General features: G+C 64.1%; 8 protein-coding genes and 1 other RNA gene. 6 read left to right on the top strand and 3 right to left on the bottom strand.

Features of this window, described 5'->3' with window-relative positions; all coding sequences use genetic code 11:
* Nucleotides 1-142 precede the first annotated feature (142 nt).
* From GXY33_12475 to ffs, 3 genes are all read right to left on the bottom strand, one after another.
* Nucleotides 143-3,340: a hypothetical protein gene (locus GXY33_12475; GenBank protein NLX05946.1), complete on the bottom strand. Its 3,198-nt coding sequence runs from the start codon at nucleotides 3,338-3,340 to the stop codon at nucleotides 143-145.
* A 608-nt stretch (nucleotides 3,341-3,948) separates the two neighbouring features.
* The gene (gene dnaX, locus GXY33_12470) at nucleotides 3,949-5,154 is read right to left on the bottom strand and encodes a DNA polymerase III subunit gamma/tau (GenBank protein ID NLX05945.1); all 1,206 of its coding nucleotides are present in this window, start codon (nucleotides 5,152-5,154) and stop codon (nucleotides 3,949-3,951) included.
* Between the two features lie 87 nt (nucleotides 5,155-5,241).
* An RNA gene (gene ffs / locus GXY33_12465) (signal recognition particle sRNA large type) lies at nucleotides 5,242-5,522 on the bottom strand.
* A gap of 223 nt (nucleotides 5,523-5,745) precedes the next feature.
* On the opposite strand from ffs, the gene GXY33_12460 reads away from it, so the two are divergent.
* From GXY33_12460 to GXY33_12435, 6 genes are all read left to right on the top strand, one after another.
* Entirely contained in the window at nucleotides 5,746-6,204 is a 459-nt protein-coding gene (locus GXY33_12460; GenBank protein ID NLX05944.1) for a PTS sugar transporter subunit IIA, read from the top strand.
* A 126-nt stretch (nucleotides 6,205-6,330) separates the two neighbouring features.
* Complete coding sequence (gene kdsB / locus GXY33_12455) at nucleotides 6,331-7,083, top strand: 3-deoxy-manno-octulosonate cytidylyltransferase (GenBank protein NLX05943.1); 753 nt, start codon at nucleotides 6,331-6,333, stop codon at nucleotides 7,081-7,083.
* Nucleotides 7,084-7,088: 5 nt separating this feature from the next.
* The gene (locus tag GXY33_12450; GenBank protein ID NLX05942.1) at nucleotides 7,089-8,834 is read left to right on the top strand and encodes a CTP synthase; all 1,746 of its coding nucleotides are present in this window, start codon (nucleotides 7,089-7,091) and stop codon (nucleotides 8,832-8,834) included.
* Nucleotides 8,835-8,994: 160 nt separating this feature from the next.
* Nucleotides 8,995-10,134 (top strand): LacI family transcriptional regulator, encoded by a 1,140-nt coding sequence (locus GXY33_12445; GenBank protein ID NLX05941.1) that lies wholly within the window; start codon nucleotides 8,995-8,997, stop codon nucleotides 10,132-10,134.
* 28 nt (nucleotides 10,135-10,162) lie between these two features.
* The gene (locus GXY33_12440) at nucleotides 10,163-12,427 is read left to right on the top strand and encodes a hypothetical protein (GenBank protein ID NLX05940.1); all 2,265 of its coding nucleotides are present in this window, start codon (nucleotides 10,163-10,165) and stop codon (nucleotides 12,425-12,427) included.
* The gene (locus tag GXY33_12435) at nucleotides 12,417-13,181 is read left to right on the top strand and encodes a DUF1559 domain-containing protein (protein ID NLX05939.1); all 765 of its coding nucleotides are present in this window, start codon (nucleotides 12,417-12,419) and stop codon (nucleotides 13,179-13,181) included. Before GXY33_12440 ends, GXY33_12435 begins: the two co-directional genes overlap by 11 nt.
* Nucleotide 13,182: the final 1 nt, after the last annotated feature.

Below are 13,182 nucleotides of genomic sequence, written 5' to 3'. Positions count from 1 at the left end.
GGCAGCGGAGTCGGAGGACGGATGACAATGCGTGTGGGCGGCTCGCGTGGAGGTTTGGCACGGTAAAAAGACCCACGGCCGGGGTGGCCGGCCGTGGGTCTTTGCTTGATGCTGTGGGTCTGTTGTTTGTTGGTGTAGTTCGTTAGTCCTCTTTGGCTCGCAGGCCCGGTGCGGCGATGGCGAGGAAGCCGAGGAGGACGGCGCCGAGGAGGACGGTGGCGAGCATAGCGCAGGCGGCGCTGATTGGATCCTGGTTGCCGCCGCTCCCGCCGCTGTTGGGATCGTTGGGATCGCCTTCGGGCGTTGGGGCGGGCATGAATTCGACGCTGACGACGGTGTCGGCGTCGACCGTGACGACGTTGAAGTTCTCGGTCGATGCGTCATCGTCGGTGCCGGTCCAGCTCTTGACCCGCCACCCGGAGGCCGGGGTGGCCAGAAGGGTGACGGTCTCGCCGGGAGCGCAGACCTTCAGGTCGGGTTCGACGCGGCCTTCGCCGTCGGCGACGTTGGCCTGCAGCGTGTAGGTGACGATGTCCGGCGGCTTGAATTCGGGGATCTTCATGAACTCGACGGTGACCGTCTTGTGGCCGTCCATGGGGACGACGTTGAGGTAGCCGGTGGTGTTGTCGTATCGGGCGCCGCTCCACGACTTGACGCGGTAGTCCCAGTCGGGCACAGCCATCAGCAGGACGGTCTGTCCGGGTCCGAAGTTGGACCCTTCGGGCTGGGTCAGGACTTTGCCGTGGCCGGTCGGGACGTTGATGTTCAGGTTGTAGGCGACGGGTTCGAGTTCGACGATGATCTCCTTGTCGTCGTCCACGACGAAGCTGTTGGTGGTGTCGGTGGACGCGTCGTTGTCGGTGCCGTGCCAGGCGCGGACGCGGTAGCCCCATTCCGGCTGAACGGTGAGGGCGATGTTTTCCCCGCACTGGTAACTGTACTGCTGCGGTTCGCAGCAGATCCTGCCGTGGCCGCCGAGGATCTTGGTCTTGACCACGTGGGTGCTGATGACGGTATCGACGCCGACGGCGCGGTCGTCGGTCATGCGGATGGTGTTGTTCAGGCTGGTCGAGGAGTCATCGTCGGTGCCGACCCATCCGCGCAGGCGGTAACAGGTGGTGGGCTTGAAGGTCAGGTTGACGATCTGGCCGTAGGTGTAGGTGGGGCCGGGCGGATCGCAGGTCAGTTCGCCGGCGCCTTCGTCGACCTGGCTGGTGATGCGGAACGCGCAGGTGGTGCCGGTGAGGGTGGAGTCGGACTCGGAGTACGTGCTTTCGAAGTCGGCGTCGAAGGCGGTGACGGCGAAGTGGTAGGTCTGGCCGGCGGCCAGTCCGCTGATGGCGACGGAAGTGACGTTGCCGACGCTCTCGCCGCTGGCGGGATCGCCGTCGTTGAGCGGCGCCCAGGGCGGGCCGGCCTGGTCTTCGCGGTAGAAGACCTTGTAGCCGGTGGCGCCCTCGGAGGCGGTCCAGTTGAGCACCACGTTGCCGCATCCGTCGCCCGGCGCGGCGCTGACGCTGGTGGGTGGATCGATCAGTCCGACCGGAACGTAGCGGACGGTCTGGGCCATACCGAGGTTGGAAACGTTGTTATAAGGCGCCAAATAGTAGTTGGCCCCGTCGCCGGCGGAGATTCCGATGGTGGGGCTCAGGTTGATGTTGCCCGACCCGTAGCGGAACTCGATAATGCCGTTGGACTGGAGAACCATTTCAAGGTTGACCGGGTGGCGGCTGGAGTAGAGCTCGCCGACCCAGCGGATGACCACGCGCTCGGCGGACTCTTCGATGTAGATATCCTCACCGACCTGGTTGGTTTCATCGGTGACGATGTTGTCCCACATGGCGGCGACCATGGGTTGGGCGATGAACTCCGCCTCGCTGTTGGTGTAGTCGGAGAGCGAGGCGCAGGAGCTTTGGAAAAGGATGTAGCCGTTGGAGCTGATGCAGATACGACTGTAGCTCTGGCCGAAATACGTGAAGGGGAAGGGCAGGTCGTAGCCCCAATGGGTGTCGTCGGCATGCCAGCCGCGAGGCGTCCCGACCTCCTCGAAAGACGTCTCGCTGGTGATCTCCTGGGTGTAGTAGTCGATGGTCACCGGCGGATCGACGACCAGTTCGGCGAAGTGCCCAAGGTCGATGTTGCTGCCGTAGCCGTCGTCGAAGGACTGGACGACCAGCCGAATGTTGCGGACCCAGGAACTCTCCATGGCAATGTAATATTGCTGGACGAACTCATCCCACGAACCGGAGGCGAAAAGGATGTTGACCGGGCTGTAGTCGTCGTCGAACCAGACGTCCTGGAGCGGAAAGTAGACGGCCAGGCCGTTGGCGTTCGGCGTGGTTGCCGGATCGAATCCGTTGGCGATGACGGCCTCGTCAAGGCGGTTGAGGACCAGCGTGGCGGCCTGCTCCATTTCGGTGTGATCGTCGTGAGCCCAGTTGGCGACGAGGGAATCGCCAAGATCGAAGGTCGCCTCGGCCAGCGCGGCAACCTTGGACAGGTCGATGGCTGAGAGGTTGACGGAGGAGTTGTCGTAGCTTTCCATGTAATGATCGACCATGGCGGCGGCCAACTCGTTGCCGGTCATTTCGGGGTCGTCGACGAGGTCCTGCAGCAGCGTGTCGTAGGCCCAGCCGGGCCCCGGCTCGGTCAACTCCGAGCCGACCAGGATGTCGGCGACGTCGCGCATCTCGTAGGCGACTTCGAGCATGCCCATCAGGCACGCGTCGAAGGCGAGGATGCGGATGTCAGCTCCGGCGCTTTCGAGGGCCTGGCGAACCTCCTTGTTGTAGAGGGTATCGGCGTCGGTAACATCCTCGCAGACGGCGGTGAAGGGCGACTCGCGGGTTGGGGCGGTCACAGGACTCTCAGCGGCTTTCGCCGGAGGCTCGGCTTCGGGGCCGGGGCTGTGCCATCCACTGCCGTGGTTCCAGAGGACCAGGACGTAGTTGTCGGCTGGGTACTCGTCCTTGGCCCAGTCGATGAAATCGACCAGGGAGTTGGAGTCTCCCATGTTGACCTCGCCGAGATCTTCCTCGGCGCTGGCGGTGGTCGGTTCCATACCCGCGGTGACGCGGAATCGTTTGGTGCCGGTCCAGTCGCCGTACTCGGAACTGTATCCGGCGACGCGGTCGAACTGGACGACGATCTGAACGTTGTCGGTGCTTCCGACCTCGGCCATTTCGAGAAAGTCGTCAATACCTACTTCCTCGAGGTTGTTGTCCGCATCGAGATAGACCATGAACGTCCACTTGGCGTTCGGAGTGGATTGGGCCAAGGCGCCTGCCGCCGCCAACAGCACTACCACCGCCGCCAAGCCACACCATTTCTGAGAACCCATGACGGGGGCCTCCTTCCTCAGATGGGAGCCATGCAGCCCTAAGGATAAATCTGGGTCAATATTACCTTTGTGTCAAAGGCCTTGTCAACGCAAAAGTCCCGGGCCTCGCCCGCAACGGGGACCTCATAATAATGACGAAGCGGAGGGGTGGGTTTTTCAGTTTTTGCGGAAGTAGACAGAGAAGCGGCCAATCGACAAGCTGGTATAATAAGTGTTAAATGACACCAATAGCGACACGATTATCGGACTTGGGTAGATAGAAAAAGACCGGGCGACGCATTTCGGCGCCGCCCGGCCGCTACTAGGAGATCGGGGCCTTCTCCTACGACCGCCAAAGCAATTCGCTGTTCGAAGTCCGTGTATTCACTGAGGTTCGCAAATCCGCGTCCTTCGCTATAAGTGTTCAATATGTCGTGGAGAAAAGCAAATCGCGGGAAATCTTGCGGAACGGGGCTCAGCGGCGGTTGGCGGGGCGAATGTCCATGAGGCGGCCTTCGAAGACGTCGATGAGGCGTCGCACGATCGGTTCGTTCATGGCGGCTTGGTAGGTGGCGGGCGAGACGGGTTCGGGGCTGGCCGGTTCGTCCTGGGTCGGCGGGGTCTGGTCGCTAGCTAGATCGTGCGGCCGGGGCGGATTTTTTTTTTGCCCGATCCGCCTGGGCGGTTTCGGGCCTGGAGGCGGCGGGTTGTCCGCCGGGCGGTGCAGCGGCGGCCAGGTCCACCAGTTGGGGCAGGCTGGTCAAGGTGACCATGGCCGAGTCGATCAGAGCCCTAGGCTGCTCGGAGAAGCGGACTCCGCGGGCCAGTTCCTCGACGGCGGTGATGCCGTAGGCCCAGATCAGGGGCCGCAGGTGCTTGCCCTGGCGCTGGATGGTCTCGTGGGCGGAGGCGGGACTGGCCAGCAGATCGGTCCCGTCGTCGCAGGCGCTGGCGAGCATCACGTCGCGGAGGTACTCCGCCAGGGCGGAGCAGAAGTCATTGGGCGAGGTTCCGGTGGCGAGGATGGCTTCGGTCTTGCGGATGGCGGCGGCGGGGTCGGCGTCGAGAAATGTCTGGACAAGTTCAGCGTACTGATCCACCGGGTGGACGGGCAGGAACTGCTCGGCGAACTCGGCGGTGAGCTTCTTTTGCCCAAGCGAGAGCAGGCGGTCGATCAGGCTCAACGCGTCGCGCATGGAGCCGTTGGCAAGGCGGGCGACGCGGTCGATGACCTGGTCGTCGGCTTGCACTTTTTCGCTTTTGAGAATCATCCGGAGCTGCTCGGCGATCTTATCCTTGGCGATCGGGCGGAAGTCGAACCGCTGGCAGCGGGACTGGATGGTGACCGGGACCCGGTTGGGTTCGGTGGTGGCGAAGATGAATTTGACGTGGCTTGGCGGCTCTTCCAGCGTCTTGAGCAGGGCGTTGAAGGCGCTGGTGGAGATCATGTGGACCTCGTCGATGATGTAAATCTTGAATCGGGCGCGGGACGGCCGGTAGATGGCGTTGCCGCGGAGCTCGCGGACGTCATCGACGCTGGTGTTGCTGGCCCCATCGATCTCGATCACGTCGACGTCCTCGCCGCGGGCGATGTCGGTGCACATGGGACACTGGCCGCAGGGGTTGGGGGTCGGGCCCTTTTCGCAGTTGAGGGCCTTGGCCAGGATGCGGGCGGCGGAGGTCTTGCCGACTCCGCGGGTGCCGGTGAAGAGGTAGGCATGGGCGACCCGGTCAGCCTCGATGGCGTTCTTGAGGGTGGTGGCCACCGCTTCCTGACCGACCAGTTCGTCGAAGTCCTGCGACCGGTATCGTCTGGCGAGAACGGTATAGCTCATATCAGACTTTCAGAGGCCTGCGTCGGTTTGGAACCTGCCCATCGCAGCGGACGTCCGAGCCGCTGCTGATTCGATAAATATTATTGGCCGTGCATCTCTCGTCGACCGTCACTTGCGAGCCGCCACCGGCGTTGCAGGCTCAGCCCAGGTTGATCTGCGGCACCCGGAGGTGTCTGGGTGGGCTGCTTCCGTCAGGACCTGACCCGTTGTCCAAATCCGCCGTTGCGCAGGACCTGAACCTCAACACCCGGCACCGACAGTCGACCCGCAGTTAACGGCCTCGGAAAGCGTTCAGCCCCGCATATGGCGGATTTCGGGCATCCGCCCGAAGGCGGACGAGGGCACCGCAAGCGCCCCGCCTAGCACGGCCAAAACTCGTTGACCGACATGCGTCGGAAGATTTTCGCTACCTTCAAGATTTTAGGAAGGGACCGGCCCAATATCAACGGGAAAGGCGGGCGTTTTTGGCCGCTGCGGGCGGCGGAGGCCGGGCGGAAGAGAATCCGATTGCCCTTGATGGCGGGCGGGGCGGGAAATATACTTAGCACTGGGACATTGGTTACCGGTTATATCCATTATCCATAAGCAGATATGAAGAAGCTTAGCGAGGTCATTAGTGCCGACTGCATTGTCGTGCCGATGTCGGCGACGGACAAGCAGGCGGCGATCGAGGAGTTGGTTCAGGCCCTGTGCGACGCGGGCAGGCTCACCGATCCCAAGCCGCTGCTTGAGGCGGTTCTGGCCCGGGAGGCGACCCGGAGCACGGGGATCGGACAAGGGCTGGCCATCCCGCACGGCAAGTGCGGCGGGCTGGGCGGCTTGGTAGGAGCGGCGGGCAAGCCGAAAATGCCGATCGACTTCGAGAGCATCGACGGTCAGCCGGTGAACTTCGTGGTGCTGTTCGGGTCGGACATCGACCAGACCGGTCCGCACATCCAGGCCCTGGCCCGCCTAAGCCGGCTCATGACCACCCCGTCGTTCCGCGAGAAGATCAGCCAGGCGAAGACGTCCGAGGAGGTCTATCGGGCGTTCGTGGAACACGAGAACTGATGGAGAAGCCAGAAGCAGGAAGTCAGAGGCCAGAATAAAGGCGAATGCGGGCGGTGGATGGTTGACAAGCGGTGGTCTGGTCGTTAGATTCCTCAAAAACCCCTTTTTGCAGACGGACTCTTTGTGTTGACTGCCGCTGTGGTGATTATTCCGGCCCGGTATGCGTCGTCGCGATTCCCGGGCAAGATCCTGGCCCGCGAGACGGGCAAGTACCTGATCGAGCACGTTCACGACCAGGTGAGCCGCGCGACCCGCGTCCGCCGGGTGATCGTGGCCGCTGACGATCCTCGGACGGTCGAGGCGGTGCGCAGCTTCGGCGGCGAGGTGGTGTTGACCGATCCGGAACTGCCGAGCGGCACGGATCGGGTGGCGGCGGTGGCCAGGGATCTGGACGAAGGGAAACTGATCGTCAACGTCCAGGGCGATGAGCCGGAGATCTCGCCGTCGAGCATTGACCAGTTGGTCGAGTTGCTGGCCGATGGCGAAGCGCCGATGGCGACGCTGGCGGCGCCGTTCGGGCCGCAGGACGACCCGACCAACCCGAACATGGTCAAGGTGGTCTGCGACCGGCTTGGAAACGCGATGTACTTCTCGCGAAGCCTGATCCCGTTCCCGCGGGACGGGGTGGCCGGCCTGCCCGCGGGTTTCAGCTATCTGCTGCACCTGGGGATCTACGGCTACCGGCGGGATTTCCTTCTGGCGTTCACGCAGTTGCCGGTGGCGCCGGTCGAAGCGATCGAGAAACTCGAGCAGTTGCGGGCCCTGTGGCACGGGCATAGGATACAGGTGGGCGTCACGGAGCACCGCAGCGGCGGGGTGGACACGCCGGAGCAGTACCGGCGATTTGTGGAACGGTATACGCGGTCGGGAAAGGCTTAACTCCAATGCAGATCGGACGAACGGACATTTTGAACGAGATCGCGTCGAAGGCGGCCAACGAGTTGTACACGCCGGTGCCTCCGGGCTACCAGCGCGGGCAGTGCAAGTTCGTGGTGGTGCTGGGGACCGTGATGAGCGGGCTGGGCAAGGGGATCTTCTCTTCCGGCGTGGCCAAGCTGCTGCAGGATAAAGGCTTAAAGGTCGCCCCGATCAAGCTGGAAGGTTATCTGAACGTCGACTCCGGGACGCTCAATCCGTTCCGTCACGGCGAGGTGTTCGTGCTGGACGACGGGATGGAGACGGACATGGACCTGGGCACGTACGAGCGGATGCTCGACCAGGACCTTTCGAAGCTGAACTTCTGCACGTCGGGCCAGATCTTTACCCGGGTGCTGGACAAGGAGCGGATGGGGCGCTATCAGGGGCGCGACGTGCAGATGATCCCGCACGTGACCGGCGAGGTGAAGCTGCGGCTTCGCGAGCTGGCCCTCGAGAGCGGAGCCGACGTGGTGTTCGTGGAGATCGGCGGGACGGTCGGCGACTTCGAGAACGCGTATTTCATCGAGGCGGTCCGCGAGCTGGCGTTGGAGGAGGGACCGGGCTCGACGTGCTTCGTGGCGTTGACGTACATCCTGGAGCCGCAGAGCCTGGGCGAGCAGAAGTCCAAGCCGGCCCAGTTGGGCCTGCGGAGCCTGATGGCAATGGGCATTCAGCCGCAGATCATCGCCTGCCGGGCGGGCAGTCCGGTGCGGGAGACGGCGCGGCAGAAGATTTCGGTCTACGCCAACGTCCCGATGGAGCGGGTGTTCTCGATGCACGACTGCGAGAGCATCTACTTTGTGCCCGAGATGATCCGCAGGAGCCGGATCGACGCCGCGGTGGTGGACATCCTCGGATTGCAGGAAAAGGTGGACGGCGAGCGGACGGAGCAGAAGTGGCGGACCTGGCGGGAGTTCACCGAACAGATCCGCAAGGCGGACCAGACGCTGGACATCGCGATCACGGGCAAGTACACAGCGGTGCGGGACAGCTACGCGAGCATCATCAAGGCGTTGGAGCACTGCGGGGCGGCGACGGGCACGAAAGTGGCGCTGCACTGGGTGGACACCACGGACGTCACCGACGAGAACGCGGCCCAGAAGCTGGCTGGAATGCACGGCGTGATCGTGCCGGGCGGGTTTGGGGCCCGCGGGACCGAGGGCAAGATCACGTGCGTGCGGCACGTGCGGGAGAACAGGATTCCGTATCTGGGATTGTGCTACGGTTTTCAGATGGCGGTGATCGAGTACGCCCGGCACGAGTGCGGCCTGGAGCGGGCCAACAGCACGGAGATCGACCCTCACACCCCGCACCCGGTGATCGACCGGCTGCCGGAGCAGTTGCGGATCAAGGAGTTAGGGGCGACGATGCGGCTGGGCGGTCAGGACGTGGAGTTGACGCCGGGCTCGGTGGCTTCGCGGTTATACGGCGATACGGCGACCACGCGCCTGCGGTTCCGCCATCGCTATGAGGTGAACCCGGAGTACATCAAGAAGCTCACATCCAGCGGCTTGGTGTTTTCGGGCAAGGCTCCGGGCCAGCCGATCATGCAGATTCTGGAGTTGCCGGACCATCCATTCTTCGTGGGCACCCAGTCGCATCCGGAGTTCACGTCGCGGCCGCTGCGGCCGGACCCGATGTACCTGGGGTTCATCCAAGCGGCGATCGAGCACGCCCGCCAGTCGTCCGGCACGGTGCAGCTCCGCTCGTAGGCAGGATCTGCCGGCGGCAAACCACGTTGCCACTATAAGTCGTTATGGTTAAGCGACTTAGGTTCACCTGCCTGGGGCGATTTTGCCCCCGTTTTTGGAAAACCCTGAAATTCAGGGTAGGGGCTTGTGATTACCCGGTTAATCTGGTACCATACCGGGTATGAACGGTCAGGAAAACAAGCCGGGGCCGCGCGGGCCGGGGCGGATGACGATCCGCGAGGTGGCCCGTCGGGCGGGGGTCTCGCACGCGGTGGTCTCAGCGGTGCTGAACGAGAATTTCCGGTCGATCCGCGTTTCGGAGGATACCCGTCGGCGGGTGCGGCAGGTGATCCGCGACTGCCGGTACTATCCGGACGCGGTGGGCAAGGCGTTGACCACGCGGCGGACCGGGCATCTGGGGTTCATCCTGTCGGACAACATCGCCGACGGCTGGGGCAACGCGGTGTATTCGCAGGTGCTGGCCGGGGTGGAGGACGCCTGCCGCCATCGAGGCTACGGCTTGAACATCAGCCGGTACAACCTGTCGAACCTCGATTCGTTTGTGTTTCCCAAACGGGTGGGCCAACGGAGCGTGGACGGGCTGGTGCTGACCGGCTACGTCGAGACGGGCGTGGTGCAGCGGTTCTACGAGTTCGGGATTCCCTGCGTGTCGGTCGGCGACAACGTCGAGACGGCGGGTCTTATTCCGACGGTGGCCTGCGATATCGTGGACGGGTTGTTTCAGGCGGTATGGCACGCGGCGTCGCTGGGACACCGGAAGATTCTGTACGGCAACGAGCAGAGCCGGCGGGCGGCGGAGGTGGCGGAGCTGCTGCTGGAACGGATGCGGCAGGACAGCCGGACGCGGGAATGCCGGCTTTGCCTGCCGCGGATTCAGGGGTATCTGGGCAACTACGACAGTGCGGCGGGGCTGGTCGATTACTGGGTGGCGACACCGCCCGAGGCGAGGGCGACGATGCTTCTGGGTTCGGACCAGGTGCTGGTGGCGCTGCTGGCCGAGTTGTCGCGGCGCGGCGTGAGCTGTCCGGGCGAGGTGAGTCTGATCGCGACGTGCAATTCACGGTTGTGCGAGTTTTCGTCGCCTCGGCTGACGGCCATCGCCTACGAGATGGAGGCCTATGGTCGGACGGCGGCGGAAATGCTGATCGATCACCTGGATGAGGGGGCGGGGTTGGATGGGAGCATGTCGCGGGTAGAGCCATGCGGGCTGGTGCATCGGAATTCGTGCGGACCTCCCGCCGCTGGCGTAGCGGAAGGTCCGTCATCCAGTGACGGTTCGTCGCAATCCGCGAGGGCATAGTATGGCAAAATCGCGCGGTACGAAACGGATGGGAATGCTTCTGGGCTGTTTGGTGCTGTCGGCGACGTTGACGACGACCGGGTCGGCGATCGAGTTTCGCAACCTTGGCCCCGGCGGCGGCGGCACGGCTGGGTGTCTGGCCGCCGATCCGACCGACCCGAACGTGGTGTTCGCGGGCCTCGACTGCGGCGGCATGCACGTAACGCAAGACGCCGGCGAAACCTGGCGGAACGCGAACACCGGGATCGACTTCGACGGCCGGGTGGACTGGAACAATCAGCATGGCGTGCTGGTGCTGCCGACCGGGCGGGCGTTGGCGACGACGCTGACCGGCAAGGTGTACGTTTCGCAGGACCGCGGGCGAAACTGGAGCAAGGTGTTTGACGGGGCGCGGGGACTGGGCTTTCTGCTGGCCGATCCGCACGATCCGAACACTGTCTACGCGGCCAGCGGGATGGGGGTTTGGATGCGCGGCCGGCCGCTGCAGGAGCAGCCGGTGGTCGGCTGGGTGCCGTGGACGGGCGACATCTACGTGAGCCGCCGATCGGGCGAGGCCGGTTCGTGGGAGAAGCTCAACACCGCGGAGGCGGAGCAAAACATCCCGCCGACCGCGCAGGTTTACACGGTGGCGGCCGACCATCACGATCCGAAGCTGATGTACGCCGCCACCGATTTCGGCATGTACCGCAGCCTCGACGGCGGCAAGAGTTGGCAGACCGTCCAGTACCTGCTCAAGCGGGCGGTCGGCAAGCAGGTGCTGACGGTGCCGGGCAAGCCTAACGTCGTCTATACGTCGATCGGCGAGCGCACCGCCGACGTCGAGGGCATCGTCTCCGGGGTGTACCGGTCACTGGATCGCGGAGAGACGTGGAAGCCGATGGTCAAGGGGCTCGACCAGGGTTTGTCCTACATCGCATTGGCGGTCGATCCGATCAATCCCAACTGCCTGTACCTCGGGTCGATGGACTGGACCGGCGGGCTCTATCGCAGCCTCGACGGCGGAGCGCACTGGGAACTGGTGTACGACACGAACACGCTGCTCAACAGCGAGTATCCCGACAAGGAGCGCAACTCGACCTGGCACCCGACCGGCTACCACGCGACCATGGGCACCGCGATCTGGGTCGGCGGGCCCGACGCCGACAAGGATGGCCTGTCGGATGTGATCTACTGCCTCGGCGACAACGTCGGGATCATCTGGCGGAGTCTCGACGGGGGCAGGGATTGGCAGCAAATCACGTCGCGCCGCAAGGTGGTCGACGGCCGGGCGTTCTGGTCCGGGCGGGGCGAGATCGAATTCCTCTGCGCGCGGAAGATCGTGGTGGACCCGCGGAATTCGAAGCACCTGTGGGCGTGCGATTTCGACTGGGGCCAGCACGAGAGCCTCGACGGCGGGGAGTCGTGGGCATTGGTCGGCGGACCGTGGTACGAGGGCGAGTTGACCGGCGTTTCGAGCAACCTGATCCTGGACCCGGACGACCCGGACGTGGCGTACGCCAACGCCGGACCCGGCGTGATCCGCGGCAACACCGGCGGAGGGTTCCGCGTGATCGGCGGACGCGGCAAGGAGAAGGGCGGCCTGCCCAACGCCCACGTGGACGACGTGGCGCTCGCGCGATGGACCGAGAACGGCCGTATCCGCAAGTTTCTCTACGCCGCCTCGAACGGGCACGGCATGTACCGGCTTGACATCGGCGCCAACGCGACGGAATGGGAGCGAGTTTCGGAAGGTCTGCCGGAGAAGACGGGGTTCCGCGTGATGCTGAACATACCCGGAACGCCCGGTATGGTGGCCGGCGCCTCCGATGGCCTGTTTCGTAGCGAGGACGGGACGACCTGGCGGCGGGTGACCGGACCCGGCACGCCGTACGAAGTGATTGTGGAAGTGCAGTCGCTGGACGTCGATCCCACCGATCACCGCCGTATCTACGCCAGCGTGATGAAGAGCTTCCAGCTCGTGGCGACCGACGGGCTGTACGTCAGCGAGGACGCCGGCGATCATTGGACGAAGGCGGCGGACGTGCCGATCCCGTTCGGGATCGCAGCCGATCCGGCGTCGCCGACGCCATCGGTCTATGTCAGTTCACAGAGCCACGGCGTGCTGAAGGTGACGCGCGAACCGGACGGCAAGCAATGGCGGGTCGAGCCCTTCGCGAACCAGTCCAACGGCCTGGTCAACACCCGGTGCTGGACGGTGACGGTCGATCCGACGAATCATCGACGGATCTACGTGGGGACGCACGGGAGTTTCATCTTCGTGGGCGAGGAAGGTACGGTGCCCGATGAGGAATGAACGGCGGATACGGACTGAGCGGGTCTTTACATTGATCGAACTGCTCGTGGTGGTGGCGATCATCGCGGTGCTGGTGGCGATGCTGCTGCCGGCATTGCAGCAGGCGCGGGAGGCGGCCAGGACGGCGCTATGCCAGAGCAACCTGCGGCAGTTGCACGTGATGGTCTCGATCTACATGGACGAGAATCACGGGGTGTTCAGCACGGGGCCGGTGAACTACGGTTTGTTCGGCGAAAACAACTTCTACGCGGGAACGCGGGTCTGCGCGGTGATGAATTGGGCGAACGCGCAGGGAATGTACCGGACGTTCGACTACGATCCGCCCAAGCCGCGGGAAACGTACCTGTACGTGCCGATCTTCCGCTGTCCGTCCACGCCGGGATACTACGGCGGCGGGGGTTATTCGATCAACGGCGTGGCGACGTTCTACGATCGGCAAGCCGTGAGCGACAGCCGGCTCTGGGGCAACCCAGCCCCGGGTGGGAACCTGAGTCTGATCCGGTATCCGAACCACTGCATCCTGTGGGGCGAGGTGGTGCCGAACCAGACACCGGGCTATTTCGGCGCGAGCGGCGGACTGGGCTGGTCGGAGAACAACAGTTGTCTGCCGGACTTCTTCTGGTTCGCCAGCCGGCACTCGGGAATGATGAACATCCTGTACTGGGATGGATCGATCGAGGTCATGGGCCTGGGCCAATTCTACGACGCGGACTACTGGTGGATCATGCGCCGTTATGGCGCGGGTTTGCATTAGT

The sequence above is a fragment of the Phycisphaerae bacterium genome (genome assembly GCA_012729815.1).
Taxonomy (GTDB): Bacteria; Planctomycetota; Phycisphaerae; order JAAYCJ01; family JAAYCJ01; genus JAAYCJ01.
The sequence above is the reverse complement of the archived record's forward strand: the minus strand, read 5'-3'. Positions and strand labels throughout refer to the sequence as shown.